We start from the raw sequence: 19,079 nt of genomic DNA on the forward strand, positions 1-19,079 counted from the left end.
CCACGGGTCGAAAACACGAGAGGCACTTAGATGCCCGAAGGTCCCAGCCAAAACTCCACCTTTCGGCTAGGCGGTCACCGGAATGACATACGTCAGACACTGCCCGGCAAGGTTCCGGATTCCAACAGCGACAGTAATGTTGCCTTCTGCACCTTGCCCAGGGCATTGCGCGGCAATGATTCCACCACGTGCACGTGGCGGGGTCGCTTGTGCCGGGACAACCGTTTTTCCACATAGGTCACCAATGACCGGGCGGCCAGCGACTCCTCGCCGACGATGAACGCGACCACCTCCTGGCCCAGGTCGGCGTGCGGGGCACCGACCACCGCCACCTCGCGCACCTGCGGGTGGGTGAGGAGGCAGTCCTCGATCTCACCGGCGCCGATCCGGTACCCGCCGCTCTTGATGATGTCGGCACTGGCCCGCCCGACGATGCGGAAGTCCCCCGCCTCGTCGACAGTCGCCACGTCACCCGTGCGGAACCAGCCGTCGGCGGTGAACGTCTCGGCGGTCTTCTCGGGCAGGTGCAGATAGCCGTCGAACAGCGTCGCGCCACGGATCTGCAACGCACCGAAGGTCCGCCCGTCGGCCGGCACCGGCGCACCCGTGTCGTCCACGAGCCGTGCCTGCACTCCGCGTACCGGACGGCCGACCGAACCGACCCGTCGGGGGCCGTCAGCCCGCGTACTGAGCGTTATCAGCGTTTCGGTCATCCCGTACCGCTCGACGGGCCGGTGCCCGGTCAGCGCCTCCAGCTCGGCGAAGACCGGTGCGGGTAGCGGCGCGCTGCCGGAGACCAGCAGCCGGGCCGCGGACAACGCGCGGGCGGCGGCCGGCTCGGCGCAGACCCGGCCCCACACCGTGGGAACCCCGAAGTACATCGAACCTCGCGCGGCGGCGTACCGGCCCGGCGTCGGCCGCCGGGTGTGCACCAGCGGCGAGCCGACCCGCAGCGGCCCCAACAGACCCAGGATCAGGCCGTGTACGTGATAGAGCGGCAACCCCTGCACGAGGACGTCCTCGTCGGTCCAGTCCCAGGCATGCGCGACAGCGTCGATGCCGGCCCGGATCGCGGCATGACTCAGCAACACGCCCTTCGGTGGGCCGGTGGTGCCGCTGGTGTAGAGGATCAACCCGGTCGTGGACGGGTCGGGGTCGACGCCCGACAGCTCACCGCGTCGGGCGACGTCGACAGGCAGCACCGGGATCGGACAGTCCACCAGCACCGGTGCCTCCGGTTCACCGGCCAGCAGCAGCTCGGCCCCGGAGTCGGTGAGCACATGGGCCAGCTCGGCCGCGCCGGTGTCCGGCGGCACCGGAACCACCGCCACCCCGGACAGCAGACCACCGACGATCGCGGCCACGGTCGGCACACTCGGGCTGGCGAGCACCGCCACCGTCGCGGCCCCGGCGATGTCGGCGGCCACCGCGCCCGCGCTGGCCCGCAATGCTTCCCGGGAGATGACGTGGCCATCGACGCTCACGGCGTCCGCACGGTCGGGCCCATCTCCGGACAACGACGGCAACAGCATGGCCAGCCCCCTCGCGGCCGCACGGACGCAACCGCAGCTCAATCTACGGACCGGCCCTCCGCCGGCCCACCCCTAACGACCTCGAACCCCTTGACACCCGATGGACCATCCAGCGAGACTTCCCGATGCTAATTCGATTTAGCTGTTCGCCGAGTCCATCGATCGTGCCCACGGTCGAGGACGCCGCCACCCACCGGTCGCTTCGCCTGCACCCGTCCCCATCAGGCGAAGCGTCATGAGACAGAGGAGCACTGTCGGATGAGGAGAGCGATCGGAAGACGCCGGCTCAGGCGTGTGATCTCGTTGCTCGCGTTCGTGTCACTCGGTGCGGGCGCCATCGCACCCACACCAGCCTCCGCCGCAGGCAGGCCCACGACAGTGGAGGGCGCGACCGTCAAGAAGGACCGTCATTCACCGACCGGGTACACCGTCCGGTTCGTCTACCACAATCCCTCCGCCACCCAGGTCCGCCTGGCCGGGGACCTGACCCTGCTGGACGTCGGCACGGGCACCACCCGGTACCAGCCGGAAGCCTGGCAGCCGGGGCGTTACCACGCCGGAGGCACCGAGTTCCTCCGGGACATGACCAGGGACGCGAAGGGAAACTGGTCAGTCTCCCTCCCGCTGCACGCGGGAGGTCTCAGTTACTGGTATAGGGTCTGGGACCCGACCCAGGGTTGGGTCAACAAGCGCATCTGGGATCCGGCCTCGACGAATCCTCGGCCGCCCGGCGAATCCTCGTTCCGGGTCAGGAACAACGACGTCCTCGATGCCGTGTACGTGCCGTACGACAAGAAGCAGAACGACCCGGTGCTGAGGGAACGTGCCGAGTACGAGCTGCCGATCAAGGACCGCTCGCGGCGCGGCACCGTCCAGTACGTCCCGTACACCACGATCCTCGGCGACGGCGGCCACCACCTCGGCGTCTACCTGCCCGCCAACTACGACGCCAACCGGCCCGAGCCGTACAAGGTCGCGTATCTCGCCCACGGCATCTTCGGTGACGAGACCGACTTCATGGTCCCGGCGAACGTCCCGAACATCCTGGACAACATGACGGCCAAGGGCGAGATCGAGCCGACGGTGGTCGTCACCATGGGGAACCACTTCACCGGCACCAGCCTCGGCTTCGCCTCCTACAACCAGACGAACGCCGCCAACAACCTGGTCCAGACGATCCTTCCCCTCATCGAGGAGAACTACAACGTCTCGACCGAGCGTACGGGGCGCGCCTACGCCGGGTTCTCCTACGGCGGGATGACCGGCGGGGTCGTCATCAGGAACTACCCGACCACGTTCGGGTTCTACGGACACTTCTCCGGCAATCCGTCCCTCACCGCACAGGACTACGACAACATCGCGGCCGCGGTCGGGGACGAACCACTCTCCGTGTTCCTCGGCAACGGGGTCTTCGAGGGCAACCTCAACGCCCAGAACGCCATCGCTGACAACTTCCGGGCCCGGGGGTACGCCGCCGCGACGACCCAGGTTCCGGGCGCGCACGACGGCATGACGGCGGGTCAGCTCTTCACCATCTTCGCGAGGGACCACCTGTGGTCCGGGGTCGACACCGTGTCGGTGACGCCGGGGACGGCCCGCCTGACGCAGGGCTGGAACTGGACCAGGCAGTTCAACGCCCAGGTGACGACGAACGAGGGTGTGAGCCCAGCGGTGACGTGGTCGGTCGAGGGTGCGACATCGACGGGCACGACCGTCTCCGCTGACGGCCTGCTCTCGGTGGCCGCTGCCGAGACCGCGTCGTCGCTCACCGTCGTAGCGACGTCGGTGGTCGACCCGACCAGGAGGGCCACCGCCCAGGTCACCCTGACGCCACCGGGCGCGGCCGGAGCGACGGTACGCGCGAAGGCGACACCCGCCTCGGTCGTCCGTGGTGGGACGCTCACTGTGAACGTCGACGTGCGTGCCCACTCGCCGCACGGCAAGGCACCGAAGGTGACCGGCGAGGTCGCTGTCACCGTCGGCGGCACCACGCGGACCGTTGCGCTGTCCGGAGGCGAGGCCGTCGTCGAACTGTCGACCGCCGGGCTGTCGGCAGGGGTGCACCCGGTCGTCGTCACCTACTCCGGTGACCCGACCTACGCTCGCGCGACAGCAGGCCCGCAGCACGTTCGGGTCCGATAGCCAGTCGGCCCGGTGGGCCGGCGACCTCCCGTCGTCGGCCCACACCGAGCCACTCCCGGGCCAGTCCTTGCGCACCCAGACCGTCGCAACATCAGGGTTGTTGGTGTCTCCCGCACGTCTGAAGCAGCAATGTCCCGGAAGTTGCTCGGATCTTCGGCGTGGGCGTGAGGGCGTGAGGGCACACCAGGGGCTAGGGCGCCGCCCTTCCCTCGCCGTACTCGCCGCGGATGGGCAGGTAGTAGGCGGGCAGGAAGCCAGCGATGATGACGACGCCCGCTATTGGCACGAAGGCGCCGACGAGGATTCCGGAGCCGATCCAGACCAACGCGAGCGCGAATCGTCGGCCGATGGCGCGAATGCCGAAGGGTCCGAGGTCGGGGTCCAGCAGTTTGGCCCGGCGAAGATGGGCCCAGATGACGTTGAACAGGGCCGCCGCCGTCCACAGCGTCGCACCGTAGACGACAACCGCCGTACGCAGCCCCAACTCCGCGCGAATGGCGTCGGCGAGGAGCGAGGTGGAGAACGGCAGGAAGGCGATGACCATCAACAACAACGTGTTGAGGAACAGGACCTGCCGGTCGACGTGCCGAACACGGTCGAACATGACGTGGTGGTTGACCCACACCTGCCCGACGAGCAGGAAGCTCAACGCGTATCCCAGGTAGGACGGCCATAACGCGCCGAGACCCCGGAGGAGATGCCCGAAATCCTGCGGAGGTTGGATCTCCAACACCAGGAGTGTCACGGCGATGGCGAACACCGCATCGCTGAACGAAATCAGCCGGCCGGGCTGACGCACCAACCGACCATTGTCATTTTCGGACTCCACACGCTGATTATGCGGAGACGAAGCCCCGTCACCGCCGCATACCGCAATCAGAGCGTCCGCAGCGCCACGTCGTCACCCGAGAAATCGGCATCCCAGTCCTTCGGCGGATTCGCACGATGCCATTGCACAGAGCGTCGTAGGGCCTCCTGCGGATCGGAGTCCCGCCATCCGAGCACATCGCGTGCCTTCTGCCCGCTGGCCAGGAGATGCTGGCCGACGGCCGCGCTGGCGCGAAGGTCGGCCGGCAATACCTCGTCGCTGACGCGAACGAGCTCGAGATCAGCCCCGGCTGCGGCGATGATCTGTGCGTAGAACAGCCCCATGGGAGCAGTCTGAGTTTCGACGATGTTGAAGCAACCGTGGCGTCGATGGTCTGACGTGACGGCTGCAAGCACCGCTCGTGCAACGTCTCCCACATAGACGCGGCTGAACAGGAAGTTACCAGCGCCGACGGGCAGGACTGTCCGTCCACCTCTGATGCGCCGCAGAACCGGCTCGAAGCGGCGTTGGTAGTCGTGCTCGCCGTAGACAGCACCGAGACGAAGAACCATTGCGCCGGCGGCCAGGTAGCGTTCCTCCAGCTCAAGGTTTTCCCAGTGTGGCCCCTCCACGTGACGCACGGTGCGCAGGGCGGATGCCTCGGTCAGGGGGACCGCGTCGGTCAGCTGGCGAGCCAACATGCCTTCGTAGGCTCGGTACACGTCGACGCTGGACAGGGCGATGAGCCGGATGCCCGAAGGCAGGGCGTCCAGTGCCGCTCGGGCGCCCGCCCCGTTCTCCGCCGACACGTCGATCGCCGCGCCCGGCTCGAACGCGGCGAGAGTGTCCCGGTGAGCCGGCCAGGACTGCCGCTCCGCGTGGAGATGTTCCACGTCGGCGAGATCGGCTGGCTCGGCACGTCCTCGATGGACCACCAGCGGAGTGTGCCCAGCCGCCCGCAGCGCTGCGACGATGGCCCGCCCGACGAACCAGGTTCCCCCGAGAACGATCACCCTCACGCCGTCGCCACCCGCATGGGCCCCACCTAAGCAGTCGCCGGAAATCGGGGCAACGAACGCGCGCCCACGACCTCGAACGCAGGGCACTTCGTGCCGGCCGAGCGCCTCTGACAATGCCCTGGTGACGTCCTGCCACATCGCCCGATCGGACGGCAAGCGGCGACGTTCGGCTATTTCCATGTGCGAGCGGTGTCCCGCGCCACCTAGGAATGAGCCATGACCAACGAGGTGACCATTCCCCTGCTGCCCTGCGCGTCCATCGACGACATCGCCACCTTCTACGCGGCACTCGGATTCCACTCCACGCACCAGCAGCGCAAGCCCAACCCGTACGTGGCGTTGCGACGCGAGGATCTGCACCTGCACTTCTTCGAGATGCCCGGGTTCGACCCCGAACAGTCCTACGGCTCGTGTCTCGTCCTCACCTCGGACATCGAGGAACTGCACCGGGCATTCGCCGCGGGCATGCGGACCGCGTACGGCAAGGTGTTGGTAGGCGGCGTTCCGCGGATGACGCGGCCCCGGGCGCGCCGGAATGCCGACGGGCTGGGCGGGTTCAGCGTCATCGACCCCGGTGGCAACTGGATCCGGGTGGTACAGAGCCCCGCCACGGCCCCCACGCCGGAGTCGTTGCCGGCCGGGCGGCTCGCCAAGGCCCTGGCGAACGCCGTCGTGCAGGGCGACTCCCGGGGCGACGCGCACCAGGCCGTCCGCATTCTCGACAGCGCGCTGGCGCACCCGCAACCCGACGACGACCCGGTCGCGCAGGTGCAGGTGCTCGTCTACCGTGCCGAACTGGCGATGGTGCTGCACGACCAGGAGACGGCGGCGGAGATGCTGGCCCGCGTCGACCGTGTCGCGCTCACCGCTGACGAGACCGAACGGGCCGCGTCGACGTTCGAGGCCGCCGCCGACCTCGCGGCGGCGATGGGCTGAGCCGAACGGCGCACGAGCCGCAACCGCGCCGGCTATCCGCGGTCGTCCGGTGACTGCTCCTTCGTCAGGTGAAGCAGCCACCCCTCGCCGGTACGGATCAGCGCGTAGCGCCGTCGGCCGGTGCGGCCGTGCAACGTGAACAGCATCCGGCGGTCGGTCCGGTCGTGCTCCTCCCAGGTGCCGATGTCGGCGATCGACTTGTCGGCGTCCTCGTAGGTGAGGTGATCGAGGTCGTGGTCGGGCACCGCGATCGCGAGCCGGTTGTCGTCCGGGCTGTCCGGCAGGCCCCGAGGAACCGCCCAGGAGCGCAGCACTCCGCGCTCCTCGAGCCGCAGGTCGAAGTGCGGTCGTGGTTTGCGGTGGTGGTGCAGCACGAAGGCAGGGGCCACTCTTTCTATTCTCGCCGCTGAGCCGCGTGCAGGTGGCGTCTCAGGAAGGTCAGGATTTCGCGTCGCGCCGGCCGGGCGGCCGGCACCAGGCCGGGGATGCTCAGGAAGGTGTGGACGGCTCTCGCGTGGCAGGTCAGGCGAGCATCGGTGCCGCCTTCGCGGAGTCGCTCGACGTAATGTCGTCCGTGGTCGGCCAACGGATCCAGCGCGGCCGTGACGACGAGTGCCGGTGGTAGTCCCGCGAAGGTGTCGGCCATGAGGGGTGACACACCGCGCGGGTCGAGGGTGGACGGGACGCTCAACCGTCGGGCCGCGCGCAGCCGGGACAGCGGCAGAGTGGGATTGTCGGCGTTCTCGTCGATCGACGGGTACCCGGTCATGGTCTCGGTCCAGTCCGTGACGGGGTAGTTCAGCACCTGGGCGACGAGCGGCGGACCGTCCTTGGCCGCGCGCTGGGCGATGAGCGCGGCGATCGTGCCGCCGGCGCTCTCACCCATGACCGCGACAGCACCCGGGTCTACACCCCAGGCGGCGGAGTGTTCGACGAGCTGGACGAGGGTGTCGTAGCCGTCCTCGATCGGCTGGGGCAGCGGGTGCTCCGGGGCGAGGCGATACTCCACCGACACCACCACGGCAGGGCATCGGGCCGCGAGGTGGCTGTTGAGCCAGTCGTTCTGTGCCGCCGTCCCCGCGATGAACCCCCCACCGTGGAAGGACACGATCAGTGGCAGTTCCCGGCCTGCGGCCTTCGGTCGGTGTACGCGCAGCACCAGACGGCGACCCGGAAGGTCGATCGTCTCCTCCGAGACCTGGGCGCGACTGTCGACCCGGCCGGTGACGACCCAGGCGGCTCGGGACGTCGCCGCCCGGTTGGCCTTGTCCCGCGCCAGGATCACCTGGTCGTCGCTCATGGCCTCCCAGTCCTGCGTGTCAGTGAGGAGACGGGTGCCGAGCGGAGCCGTGGTTCTCATGGGTCCTCCTGGGCGTGACGACGCTGGAAGCTCACTGTCACAGTCGGTGCCCACGGGTGGCTTGGACGAATGTTCCCGGCCCGTCGGCCACCGGCTCTCCGCGAGTGCGTCAGCGCCGGACCGGCCACGCGACGTCGTCGACGGCGAGGAACGGCGCCGTTGCCACCTTCGCGGGCGTCGATCCGGTGAACGTCGTGACGTCCCGATGAAGGTGGGACTGGTCTGCGTAGCCGCTGTCCGCCGCCACCGCAGCGGGGGTGTGACCGGCGGCGAGGAGATGGGCGGCGTGGTCGAACCGGATGAGCTGCGCGGCCCGCTTGGGGGTGACGCCGATCTGCGACCGGAAACGTGACCACAACCGCTTGCGGCTCCATCCGACCTCAGCGGCGAGCCGATCGATCCGCAGCCGCCCTCGGCTGTCCACCATCCGTCCCCACGAGAAGGCGACTTCCGGATCGACAGCGCGTCCCGCGTCGTGACGCCGCGCCAACGCGGCCTCCGCGACCGCGAACCGGTCCTCCCACGACGTGGCGGCGCGCAGCCGTTCCTGGGTCCGCAGGGCGTCGCTCCCCCAGAGATCGTCGAGGTCGAGCACGGCCCCGCTCATCTCGGACGCGGCGCCGAGCACCACATGCGCCACCACCGGCGACATCCGCACCTGAAGGCACGTGAAGCTGCCCGGCTGGCCCTGCCCTCGAACACGGTTGGGGGCGAGCCCCGCGACGACACGCCCCCGCCGTTCCTGCCCGTTGCCGTCATCGATGACCAGCGGCCGGTCGCCGAGGTCGAAGACCATCGTGACACCCGGGTGAGGGATCACCTCGACGTCGACGAAACTGTTGGCCCGGTCGCTGAACCCCGCCATGGTGGTGCCCGCCAGCCGACTCGGCCGGGTCGGGACGGCGATGTCCCACTGAGGCACACCGGCGCGAGTCTGCCCACCAGGACGCACGTGACGATCGTACGGGCATCGCGCACAGCCCGGCCTCGGCGGCGCGTCACCAGGATGCGCCGCCGGGTCGTGGTCGTGTTCAGGAGCTACAGGTGTTGAGCATGTTCTGCAGGGCGGACTTCTCCGACGACTGCAACGTCAGACCCCAGTTGTACTTAACGGTGATCCACATCTTGCTGTAGGTGCACCGGTACGACGACAGCGGCGGCTGCCAGGTGGACGGGTCCTGGTCGCCCTTGGACTGGTTGACGTTGTCCGTCACCGCGATCAACTGCGGCCGGCTCAGGTCGTTGGCGAAGCTCTGCCGACGGCTGGTCGTCCACGAGTTCGCGCCGGAGCGCCACGCCTCCGCCAGGGGCACCACGTGGTCGATGTCGACGTCGGAGGCCGCCGTCCAGGTCGCGCCGTCGTACGGGCTGTACCAGCGACCGGAGGTGGCCGCGCAGGAACTGTCCACGACGACGGAGGTGCCGTCGCGCTTGAGGACCTGCTCGCGGGTGTTGCAGCTACCGCTGATCGTGATCCAGTGCGGGAACAGGTCCCGCGAGTAGCCGCTGGTCGAGCCCTGCGTGGCCACGGTCAGGGCGTTGAGCTGCGACTGCGCGGTCGCCTTGGAGGGGATCCCGGGCGGCGCGGCCCAGCCGGGCTGGGCGTTTGTGGCGGCCAGGCCGGTCATCGCGAGCGCGCTGACGGCGATCGCGGCGGCGCGCCGCATCAGGCGGGAACGGCGAGGTGCGGATGGGCTCGTCGACATCACGGGTCTCCTCTGCGGGGGGTGGAGGACAACCATCTAGGGCGAGCATGGCATTCGATCGATGCGCTCCTGAAGACTTGCCATACAGCTTCTGAGCAAACGGATCGGCTGGCAACCATTGACCTCGTGCCGCGGCGGCGCGTGCGTCCAGCCTTCTCAGGCGACGGCGGCGGCCATCCGGCGTACCGCCTCGGTGATCAGTTCCGGTGCGGTGGCCAGGTTGAGCCGCACGTGCCCACCGCCGCCGGCGCCGAAGGGCGTACCGGGGTTGAGCGCCACCCGGCCCCGATCGAGGAACACGCTGGCGGGGTCGTCGCCGAGGCCCAGGGCCCGACAGTCGAGCCAGGCGAGGTAGGTGGCCTGACCCGGTTGGTACCGGACGACCGGCAGGTGCTCGGCGAGCAGCGCCGCGAGGAGCCGGCGGTTGTCGTCCAGGCCGGTCAACACCGCGTCGAGCCACTCGCCGCCGTCGCGGAAGGCGGCGGTGTGGGCGATCACGCCGAGGTGGCTGGTGCTGACGCTGGCCTCGAACGGAACCCGGGCGAGGTCCCCCGCCGCCGCCGGGCCGGCGATGAGCAGCGCGCCGCGCAGACCGGCCAGGTTCCATCCCTTGGAGGCGGACATCAGCGACAGGCCGTTCTCCGCTCCGGGCACCGAGAGGTACGGCACGAACTGCGCTCCCCCGATCACCACCGGGGCGTGGATCTCGTCGGCGACGACTCGTACCCCGTGCTGGTCGGCGAGACCGGCGACGGCGGCCAACTCGGCCGCGGTGTGCAGGACGCCGGTCGGGTTGTGGGGGTTGCACAGCAGGTACGCGGCTGGCCGGCCACCGGCCCGAGCCTGCCGGAACGCGTCCTCCAGTGCCCCGAGGTCGATTCGCAGGTCCTCGCCGAGCGGCGCCTCGACGATCCGGCGGCCGGCGTGCGTCACGAAGTCGTAGAACGGCGGGTAGACCGGGCAGTTGACGACCACCGCGTCCCCGACGTCGGTGACCAGCCGCAACGCCTCGACGACGCCGTGCATCACGTCGGGCACCAGCGTGGTGCGTTCCACGGCCAAACCGTCCCAGCCCCACCGACGGTGGGCGAACTCGGCCAGCGCCTGCGGGTACGCCGTGCCGGTGGTGTAGCCGGTGTCGCCACGTGCGACGGCGTCGGTGATCGCCCGTGCCACCGGTTCGGCCAGCGGCACGTCCATCTCCGCCACCCAGAGCGGCAGCACGTCGTCGGGGTACTCCCGCCACTTGAGGCTGGTCCGCTGCCGGAGCTGGCCGATCGTGAGTTGGCGAAGGGGGTTCGCCGAGTCCCGGGCACCGCTCAGCACACCACTCATGGCCGAAGCCTAATCCGCTGCGTTTCGTACCCGTTCGGCTGACGGCTGGGGACGTCGTCGCGCTGCGCGCGCTTGTTACCGTCGATGAGGGGCCACCTGCGGTCGGGGAGGGCATCATGATCGGTCCGGTGACCGTCGGCGCAATCGCCGCTGTCCTGCTCGTCGGCGTCGCGGTGCTGGTCCGCCGGCCACCCGGTGTTCGGAGGGTGGCCCGCTGGTCGGCCCTGGCGATCACGGTGCTGGTCGCCGCCGCGCTGACCCCGTACACCGTTGACGATTCCGGGGCCGCAGCCGCCTATCTGCTCGGCGTGCCCGTCGTCGCCGCGTTGCTGCCGGTTCTCGCGCAGTGGGCCGGTCGGCTGACCGGGGTCGCCGACGTGGTGGCCGCGCTGGGCATCACCGCGTGGGGGCTGCTGCTCGGGCTGGGCATCGGCGTGGCGTTCCTTCCGGCGGTGGTGCTCCTGATCGCCAGTGCGGTGGGCGCCGGGGCTCCTCGACCGTCCGCGACCACCTGACGCGGGGGTGTCCACGCCCCCCGGGCCGGTGAGGACTGCCTCCGCCCACACCGTCCTCTTCGATCTCGACGGCGTACTCGTACGCGGGGACGCGTTCGCCCTCTTCCTGCGACGCGTCGCCTTCGCGGGTGCGCGACTGCCGCTCGCCGTCGCCCTGCTCGTGCTTCTCGCACCCGTCGCCGCCATCCCCGCCTGGCGTCTGCGGGTGGCCCGGTTGATGAGCTGGGTCGGCTTGTCGGGCCGGAGCGCGGACCGGTTGCGGACCGAGCTCGGGCGGTTCGGCGCGGACCTCGGTACGGAACCAGGGCGGATCATCGCTCCCGGTCTGCGGATGGTCCAGGCTCACCTCGCGGCGGGTGACCGGGTCGTCGTGGTCACCGCGTGTGAACACACCCTGGCGCGTGCGGTGCTCGACACGATCGGCCTCTCCGCTGTCGAACTCGTGGCCTCGCAGATCGACGGGCCGAAGCTGCTCGTGCACAACCACGGGGCGACCAAGCTGGCGCAGCTCGCCGCACAGGGAGTGCGGCCGCCCTGGCGGATGGTCTACAGCGACTCGCTGTCGGATCTGCCGATCCTCGACGCGGCGGAGCAGGCGGTGCTGGTCAACGCCGACTTGCGGCGTGTCGCCCGGGCGCGTCGGCTGCTCGGTGACCGGCTGACCACCGTCACCTGGAGCGGCGATCGGCTGGAAACCGCAGCCGATGAGGGCATCTGACCAGCACTGACCCGCGACCGGCGCGAGTTCAATGGGACAATATATCGACGAGCACCTATGCTTGCGACACTGTACCGACGGCCAGTGCTCACGCCGCGCCGCCCCCGCGACCACGCACGCCGTCGATCGCCGGTCTCCACGACCGGCCGATGTCGATTGGAGTCTCCGATGAACTGGCGTCCAACCATGGCCCCGCTGGCCGGTCTGTGCCTCGCGCTCAGCGCCGCAGCGGTGCCCACCGGGGCAGCCGCAGCACCCGCCGGAAACCCGCGCGCTGCCCATGTTAACGCTCACGCCGCAGCCGGCGCCGCGCTCGACAATCCGCCCGGCACACCGCCCGGCGCCTGCCCGGCGGGGACCGGCTACGGCTCACCGCTGCCGGCAAGCTCCATGACCGCGACGAAGATCCGGAGTGGCTTCTCCTTCCTCGAAGGGCCCGTCTGGGTGGCGGACGGCGGCTATCTGCTGATGTCCGACATGGCCGCCGGCAGTGGCCCGTACAACGTCCAGCCGTCCACGATCCACCGGTTCACCCCGCCGGCGACCTTCGACACGTTCCTCGCCAACGCCGGCAGCAACGGCCTGGCACTGAGCGCCGACGGGCAGCAGATCATCGCGGCCACCCACGACCAGCGGAGTGTCTCCGCGTACCGGCTGAGCGACCGGAGCCGCAGCACCGTCGCGGCGAACTACCAGGGCCGGGCGTTCAACTCACCCAACGACGTGGCAGTGCGCTCGGATGGGGTCGTCTACTTCACCGACCCCAACTTCCAGCGCGGCAACCGGCCGGACCAGATGAACGGCCGCACCAGCGTCTTCCGCGTCGCCGGAGGCCAGGTGTCGCTGGTCGACGACCGGCTACGCCAGCCCAACGGCATCTCGCTCTCGCCGGACGGGACGGCGCTGTACGTGGGGGCGTACTCGGAGAACAAGATCTACAAGTACGCGGTACAGCCCGACGGCAGCACCGGCGCCCGGAGTGTCTTCGTCAACTACATCGGCGGCCCGGACGGCGGCACTATCGACTGCGCCGGCAACGTGTACTGGACGTCGGGCTTCGACTCGCTGGTCCACGTCTACTCCCCCACGGGCGTCCAGCTCGGCACGATCCGGTCCGGCAACACCGGCACGACCAACGTGGCCTTCGGCGGACCCGACCGGCAGACCCTCTTCGTCACCTCGGGGCCCCGGTACGACTCGGGCCTGTACAGCGTGCGGCTCAACGTGCCCGGCTATCCGTACTGAACCCGAATGGTGCCGGCGCCCGCCCCGAGCCGGGCGCCGGCACCGGCGCGTTCAGGGCTGCTGACCCGGACGGTCGACGATGGCGAGCCGGATCACCGCCCCCGCCCCGTACAGCGACTCCTTGCCGTTGCGTACCACCGACATGCGGCGGCCGACGTAGACGTGCGTGTCACGGTCGAAGAGGATGTCCGTGTGTCCGCCGATGCTGCCGGGCACCCGGATCGCCACTGCCGGCCGGCCGGCGGCGTCCACCACACCGCCCGACAGGACGACCGCGCCGGGCTCCCGTGCCAGCAGCTCGTACAGCGCCGCCAGCGCTCGCGGGGGCACGTAGCCGTCGAGCATCGACCGAGCGGTGGTGTACACCATGTTCTCGTCCCCGTAAACGGCCTCTTCGTCGGCGCCTTCGGGTAGGTGCAGGTCGACCGGGTTGTCCCGGAGGTAGCGAAACAACTCGTCCGGGTCGGCGGGCAGGTCGCCGTGGTACGCGGGCGGCGGGAACACGTCGAGTTCCTTGGTGGGGTCGCCCGGATCGTCCAGGCGGAGCACCTCCAGGTCGCTCCATCCGTTCGGTTCGGACTCCAGTCGGTGCCGTCCCTGCGTGTGCGCGACGCCTCCGGCCGACTCCCACCGCTGCACCCGAGCGTTGGTGTACGGGCCTCTGTCCGGCTCCTCCCGGAACGTCGTCACGGTTTCCGTGAAGACGTACTGATCGGGTCGAGCGGTGAGCTCGGGCTGCTGCCGGGCGGCGTCGGCGGCCAGCCGGAGGATCTCCGAGGCGCTGGCCGTGGGCGGCGTGCGGTCGCCCACCCTCGTGGTCTGGACCACCAGGCCACCGGCGGTCAGCGTGACTGCCAGCCCGAACGCTCCGGCGAGACGCCAGCCGGGAAGCAAGCGCCTACGGCGTCCGGCCGAACGGGCCGCCCCGGCCGTCTCGGCACGCCGGCTGACGTGGGCCGTCAGATCGGTGAGGAGTTGTTCTTCGAAGCCGCGCGGCGGCTGATCGATGGTGTGCACAGCGTCATCTCCGTGTCATCAGGCGAGGGTGGCGGCCGGGCGGGCGAGCACGGCGCGGACGACGCGACGGGCACGATGCAGACGGACCCGGGCGGCGACCGGGGAAATCCCGAGCGCGGTCGCCGCCTCGGCGACGGTGAGGCCGTCCACCGCGACGAGTTCGACAAGCGTCCGGGTGCCCTCGGGCAGCTCGCGCAGCGCCCGATAGGTACGGCGGGCCGCCGACTCGGCGTCGATTCGCTCCTCGATGCGGGCGATGTCGTCCGGACCCAGGTCGCGTCGTCCGGCCAGTCGACCGGACACCCGCAGGCGTTGGGCCGCCCGACGCCGCTCGTCGCCGATGACGTTGCGGGCCACCCCGAACAGCCAGCCGATGTGGCTCCCCCGGTCCGGCCGGTAGCCGGCCGCTGTTTCGATCACCGCCAGGAACACGTCGGCGGTCAGGTCGGCGGCCAGGTGCGGGTCGTCCACCCGCCGCGCCACGAACCGGCTCACCGCCTCCACGTGCCGCCGGTAGAACACCGCGAAGGCCACCGGATCGACGCCGATGCCGGAGATGTCGCCGTCGGATGGACTGGGGTCACTCACAGGCCGTCCCCTCTGGTTGCCGTCACATCTCTTCTTCGTGCGGCGGGGCGCGGGTGTTACCGGCTCGCCGGAGAAACGCGCCGCAAAGGTCCGTTAGACAGTCACCTCCGCCATCATCGCCACCGCGAGGGCGTGCTTGCACGGGCCGCGCTGACCCCGGTGCTTCGCCCACCAACGGCAGGTACAGGTGAAGGTGCCGTCGGGCAGCCGGCGTACCCGATAGTCCTCGTCGCCGCTGCGTACCGTGGCGTGCTCCCCATCCCGGCGGACGGCGCCCTGCTCCACCAATGTCCGCGCGCCGACCAAGCGGGGGTTGTCCCGCTCGGCCCGACCCGCGTCGTAGGGCATCGCACGGTGGAAGTACGCCCCCTCGGCGACGTCGAACCCGACCCGCCCGGCGGTGCCGAGCTGGGCCAGTGCGGCGCGGACGCGGTCGTCGGGCAACCCGGTTGCGTCGGCCAGCGCGGCGACGTCGACGGTCGGATCCCAGGCGAGCAGCCCGCCGACCAGTTCCGCGTCGTCGATCACCTCGTCACCGGCGAGCGCGAGCAGGGCGGCCCCCTCACCGGAAAACCCCCGGTTCGGCTCGGGTGAGAGGGTCAGGGACAGCCGCAGGGCACCGGTGTCCAGTTCCCAGGTGCTCGGCACGGCCGGCGATCCGGCGCGCACCGCCGGCCCGTACACCCGGAGGCTCCGCGCGTGTCGGAGCAGCCCGCGCAGCGCCGCGAGCCGGCCCGCGCCGGCCAGGCAGACGGCCCCGGGCACCGGCCGCGAGGTCAGTCGGAGGGTGCGCCCGGCGGGCACCGCCCAGAGCACCGAGCGGTCGCGGGCGCCGGGCAGCCGACGCAGGAAGGCCACCGCCTCGGCGGCGGGGATCTCGGCGCGCGGTTCGAAGCCGGCGCTGAGCACCTGCACCTCGGCGAAGCCGCGCAACCAGCGGCGCGGCAGTGGCACCTTCCGCTCCACCACGGCGCCGTCCATGGTGGAGACGGTGAGGTCGTCCGGACCGACCGCGACGTGCAGCGGTTCGATCCCTCCCACCCGGGCGAGCGCTTCGCGCAGCGGCGTGTTGACGTCCACGTTCGTGGTGCCGTGCCCGACGACCTCGCCGTCGAAGCCAGCCGGCACCACGTCCATCCGGGCGTACACCCCGCAGCAGCCGGAGAACGACTCGAAGCGCAACCGCTCGCGGCTGCCGGTGACCACCGGGTCCAGGCTGGCGGGGCTGACCGGCTGGTGGTAGCGGGTGCGGGCCACCTCGGCCACGGCGAGCAGGCCGGCGGCGGCCGCCGCCGGTGTGGTCAGGAACCCCGAGAAGAAGCGCGGGTTGGCGGCCGGGCCGCCGCTGGTCTGGAGGTCCAGGCCAGCGGGGCGCAGAGCCGACGGCTGGAGATATCGGTACGTCTGAACGGCGTTCACGGCACACACCGTAGGAGTCCCCACCGACACTTCGAGCCTCTGATCGGCACTCTGCGAAGGGGCCCGGTCTACCCCGCCTTGGGCAGGAGCACGATCGCGTTGCCGACGCGCCGCTCGGTCACCGGTTCGTGGCCCCAGTAGTCGGTGGGCCGGTTGTACAGGATGTCGTTGATCACGAGGGTGCTGTCCCCGCCGATACCGAACATGATGGCGTCGACCGCTCCCAGCCACTTCATCACCGCTGCGGCTTCCGGCATCGTCACGCCGACGCTCACCCCCGGCCGTCGTCCGTCGATCACCACCAGCAGGAGTTGACCGGCAGCGGTGATGCCGGCGAGGGTCCGCGGGTGCCGGTCCAGGAAGAGACTGGTGTGGTAGCCGTCGCGAGACCGGTAGCCGTTCGCGCCCACATTGATCCACACCTGGCCGCCCCGCACCAGCGCCGGGCCACCGGAGACCGCGGCAAAGGTCGGGCTGGTCACCCGCTGCCCCTGCGGGTCGAGGATCTGGGTGCCGGGCTGGAAGGCCTTGTTGAGGACGGTGTGGTCGCGCAGCCACGTCCCGCCGGCACCGATCCCCTGGAGTACGCGGCCACCGGCGGGGATGGGGCCACCGGCTGGACTGCGCAGCTGCTTCGCCACCCAGTTGCCGTCCACCACCACGTCGACACTGCCGGTGGGTCCGACCGGCGTCTCCGTCCCCCACTCGGTGCGGAAGACGACGATCTCGTCCGGGTCGGTGCAGGTCTCGAACCGCCACGGCTGGTCGGCGTAGGGCAGGTCGCCGGGCGTACCGCCAGGCGTGGACGGCGGCCGGAGGTCACCGCCGACACCACCGCAGTGCGCGATCTTCCCCGGTTTGCGGTGCAAGCCGTCGACCTGCCACTGCGCACCGTCCGGGGCCTTCACTGTGGTCGTCGAGGTCAGCTCCGTGATTCGTAGCGGACCGTTCGCTCCGTTGAGCAGCAGCGCGGTACGTCCGTTCACGGCTTCGCTCAGCAGGTTGTTGCCCTGCACGTAGATGCCCAACGGGTCGCCGTCGAAGCCGTTGAAGTCCGGGTTGTTCGGGCTGTCGATGTCGAACTCGCTCGCGTTCACCGCAGCCAGCGCACCCGCGTGCCGGGCGATGTCGCGTACCCGGTCGGCGCTGCGCAGCTCCGGTCCGTGCGCGGCGCCGACCGTCACGGCGGCATCGGGTTCCACGACCAGGGCCCGGACCTCCCACGGGCCGGTGCTGACCTGTTCCCGGAACGCCTGGTGTTCGACGACACCGGTGATGCCAGCGCTCCTGACCTGCGCCAGTCGCGCCTCCGCCGAGGTGGCGTCGCCGAACGTGCCGAGGTGCACGGCGTAGAGCATGGTCGCGTCGGCCGGCGGGCGATACTGCAGGTCCGCCGGCAGGGGTGGGTCGTAGGTGACCTTTGTGGCCTCCGGGTACCCGGCCGCGTGCAGGTCCGCCACGAAGGTGTCGGCCCGTTGCGAGTCGCGGGTCACCAGGTCGGCGCGCGCCGGTGGGAAGTGCAGGGCGATGGTCCAGGACGATGAGGCGTAGCCCTGGGTGTACTTGCGGTAGGTGACTCCGGAGGCGGGCGTCTGCACCGACCCGATCTTGGTGACCAGGCTCTCCGGCCCGAGGGGCATCCGGTCCACCGGGTCCTTGAAGGGAACCGAGCCGCTCGCGGAGGGCATGCCCGCCTGGGCTGCGGCCGGGCGCGGCGCGGCCGACGTGACGACCGCCGGCGCGATGGTGGCGACGACGGCCAGGACGGTCAGACGAACGCGGTGACGGTGATACATGGCGGTTCCCCCGTGGATCGATGCTCGCGGCCACCAGGTGGCGCAGGAGAGTCTCGCATCCGGAGCAACAACGCGCGGCCCGTCGCACAGCCGAGACGGCATCTGCCCGTCAACGCGCCGGAACGCGGCGTCCGATCGTCGCCAGACGAATGGTCTCTCGCCGACCAGGCTTGCCGTCATGAACAACGCACTTGACGGCAAGGTGGCCCTGGTCACCGGTGGTGGTCGTGGTATTGGCGCAGCGGTGGCGTTGCGCCTGGCGGAGGAGGGCGCCGATGTGGCACTGACGTTCCAGCAGAATCAGCGACGCGCGGATGGTGTGGTGGACCAGATCAAGGCCGTGGGACGGATGGCTATCGCCATGCAGGTGGACAGTTCCGACCCGGCGGCGGTGGTCGGCGCGGTCGACCGGGTCGTCGGCGAACTGGGCCGACTGGACATCCTGGTGAACAACGCCGGCGCGTTCCTGCTCGGACCGTTGGAGCAGTTGAGCCTGGAGGAGTTCGAACAGACCGTCGCGGTCAATGTCCGGGCCCCGTTCGTCGCTGCGCAGGCGGCGGTACGCCACATGAGGGCTGGCGGTCGGGTCATCAACATCGGCAGCAACGCCGCCGAGCGGGCGGTCTTCCCAGGCTTCGCGCTGTACGCGATGAGCAAGACCACACTGATCGGCCTGACCAAGGCGCTCGGACGCGAACTCGGCGGAAGGGCGATCACCGTGAATCTGGTCAATCCCGGGGCCACCGACACCGAGTTGAACCCGGCCGACGGCCCCAATGCCGACACGATCAACGGCTTCACCGCCCTCGGCCACTTCGCGGAGCCCAGTGACGTGGCCGCCACGGTGGCCTTCCTCGCCGGCCCGGGCGGGCGCTACATCACCGGGGCGACGGTCAACGTCGACGGTGGCTTCACCATCTGATCGTCGGCTCACCACCGTCGC

General features: G+C 70.3%; 18 protein-coding genes. 6 read left to right on the top strand and 12 right to left on the bottom strand.

The window, feature by feature from the left end:
* Positions 1-92: 92 nt before the first annotated feature.
* On the bottom strand, positions 93-1,532 hold the full coding sequence (locus tag FHU34_RS20875) for an AMP-binding protein (RefSeq protein ID WP_145783158.1): 1,440 nt from the start codon (positions 1,530-1,532) through the stop codon (positions 93-95).
* A gap of 294 nt (positions 1,533-1,826) precedes the next feature.
* Here FHU34_RS20875 and FHU34_RS20880 point away from each other — a divergent pair, with 294 nt between their 5' ends.
* On the top strand, positions 1,827-3,674 hold the full coding sequence (locus FHU34_RS20880; RefSeq protein WP_145783160.1) for an alpha/beta hydrolase-fold protein: 1,848 nt from the start codon (positions 1,827-1,829) through the stop codon (positions 3,672-3,674).
* Between the two features lie 190 nt (positions 3,675-3,864).
* Here FHU34_RS20880 and FHU34_RS20885 read toward each other — a convergent pair whose 3' ends face one another.
* Positions 3,865-4,503, bottom strand: a complete 639-nt coding sequence (locus FHU34_RS20885; RefSeq protein ID WP_208745046.1) for a TMEM175 family protein — start codon at positions 4,501-4,503, stop codon at positions 3,865-3,867.
* A 47-nt stretch (positions 4,504-4,550) separates the two neighbouring features.
* Positions 4,551-5,639 carry an NAD-dependent epimerase/dehydratase family protein gene (locus tag FHU34_RS20890; RefSeq protein WP_167524857.1) on the bottom strand — a complete coding sequence of 363 codons (1,089 nt, stop codon included), beginning with the start codon at positions 5,637-5,639 and terminating at the stop codon, positions 4,551-4,553.
* A gap of 78 nt (positions 5,640-5,717) precedes the next feature.
* Here FHU34_RS20890 and FHU34_RS20895 point away from each other — a divergent pair, with 78 nt between their 5' ends.
* Positions 5,718-6,437, top strand: coding sequence for a VOC family protein (locus tag FHU34_RS20895; RefSeq protein WP_145783163.1), 720 nt, complete (start codon positions 5,718-5,720; stop codon positions 6,435-6,437).
* Between the two features lie 32 nt (positions 6,438-6,469).
* On the opposite strand, the gene FHU34_RS20900 is transcribed toward FHU34_RS20895, so the two are convergent.
* From FHU34_RS20900 to FHU34_RS20920, 5 genes are all read right to left on the bottom strand, one after another.
* A complete protein-coding gene (locus FHU34_RS20900) occupies positions 6,470-6,826 on the bottom strand; it encodes a DNA polymerase ligase N-terminal domain-containing protein (RefSeq protein ID WP_244311760.1) in 357 nt (118 codons plus the stop codon).
* A 5-nt stretch (positions 6,827-6,831) separates the two neighbouring features.
* A complete protein-coding gene (locus FHU34_RS20905; RefSeq protein ID WP_244311761.1) occupies positions 6,832-7,797 on the bottom strand; it encodes an alpha/beta hydrolase in 966 nt (321 codons plus the stop codon).
* Positions 7,798-7,906: 109 nt separating this feature from the next.
* Positions 7,907-8,749 (bottom strand): helix-turn-helix domain-containing protein, encoded by an 843-nt coding sequence (locus FHU34_RS20910; RefSeq protein ID WP_425280544.1) that lies wholly within the window; start codon positions 8,747-8,749, stop codon positions 7,907-7,909.
* 79 nt (positions 8,750-8,828) lie between these two features.
* Entirely contained in the window at positions 8,829-9,503 is a 675-nt protein-coding gene (locus tag FHU34_RS20915; protein ID WP_145783167.1) for an HNH endonuclease family protein, read from the bottom strand.
* 156 nt (positions 9,504-9,659) lie between these two features.
* Complete coding sequence (locus FHU34_RS20920) at positions 9,660-10,838, bottom strand: MalY/PatB family protein (RefSeq protein WP_145783169.1); 1,179 nt, start codon at positions 10,836-10,838, stop codon at positions 9,660-9,662.
* Between the two features lie 128 nt (positions 10,839-10,966).
* Here FHU34_RS20920 and FHU34_RS20925 point away from each other — a divergent pair, with 128 nt between their 5' ends.
* The 3 genes from FHU34_RS20925 to FHU34_RS20935 all read left to right on the top strand — a co-directional run bounded on the left by FHU34_RS20925 (position 10,967) and on the right by FHU34_RS20935 (position 13,316).
* Positions 10,967-11,353: a hypothetical protein gene (locus FHU34_RS20925; protein ID WP_145783171.1), complete on the top strand. Its 387-nt coding sequence runs from the start codon at positions 10,967-10,969 to the stop codon at positions 11,351-11,353.
* Positions 11,354-11,381: 28 nt separating this feature from the next.
* Positions 11,382-12,071: a haloacid dehalogenase-like hydrolase gene (locus FHU34_RS20930; RefSeq protein ID WP_167524858.1), complete on the top strand. Its 690-nt coding sequence runs from the start codon at positions 11,382-11,384 to the stop codon at positions 12,069-12,071.
* Positions 12,072-12,239: 168 nt separating this feature from the next.
* Positions 12,240-13,316 carry an SMP-30/gluconolactonase/LRE family protein gene (locus FHU34_RS20935; RefSeq protein ID WP_145783174.1) on the top strand — a complete coding sequence of 359 codons (1,077 nt, stop codon included), beginning with the start codon at positions 12,240-12,242 and terminating at the stop codon, positions 13,314-13,316.
* A gap of 51 nt (positions 13,317-13,367) precedes the next feature.
* Here FHU34_RS20935 and FHU34_RS20940 read toward each other — a convergent pair whose 3' ends face one another.
* From FHU34_RS20940 to FHU34_RS20955, 4 genes are all read right to left on the bottom strand, one after another.
* Positions 13,368-14,333, bottom strand: coding sequence for a CU044_5270 family protein (locus FHU34_RS20940; protein WP_145783176.1), 966 nt, complete (start codon positions 14,331-14,333; stop codon positions 13,368-13,370).
* Positions 14,334-14,351: 18 nt separating this feature from the next.
* Positions 14,352-14,921: an RNA polymerase sigma factor gene (locus tag FHU34_RS20945; protein WP_145783178.1), complete on the bottom strand. Its 570-nt coding sequence runs from the start codon at positions 14,919-14,921 to the stop codon at positions 14,352-14,354.
* 93 nt (positions 14,922-15,014) lie between these two features.
* Positions 15,015-16,340 carry an SWIM zinc finger family protein gene (locus FHU34_RS20950; protein ID WP_145783180.1) on the bottom strand — a complete coding sequence of 442 codons (1,326 nt, stop codon included), beginning with the start codon at positions 16,338-16,340 and terminating at the stop codon, positions 15,015-15,017.
* Positions 16,341-16,408: 68 nt separating this feature from the next.
* A complete protein-coding gene (locus FHU34_RS20955; RefSeq protein ID WP_167524859.1) occupies positions 16,409-18,136 on the bottom strand; it encodes a phosphodiester glycosidase family protein in 1,728 nt (575 codons plus the stop codon).
* Positions 18,137-18,314: 178 nt separating this feature from the next.
* Between FHU34_RS20955 and FHU34_RS20960 the strand changes: the two genes are divergently transcribed.
* Positions 18,315-19,058, top strand: coding sequence for an SDR family NAD(P)-dependent oxidoreductase (locus FHU34_RS20960; RefSeq protein ID WP_145783184.1), 744 nt, complete (start codon positions 18,315-18,317; stop codon positions 19,056-19,058).
* The last annotated feature ends 21 nt before the right edge of the window (positions 19,059-19,079 follow it).

This window comes from Micromonospora taraxaci, from assembly GCF_007830095.1.
Classification (GTDB): domain Bacteria; phylum Actinomycetota; class Actinomycetes; order Mycobacteriales; family Micromonosporaceae; genus Micromonospora; species Micromonospora taraxaci.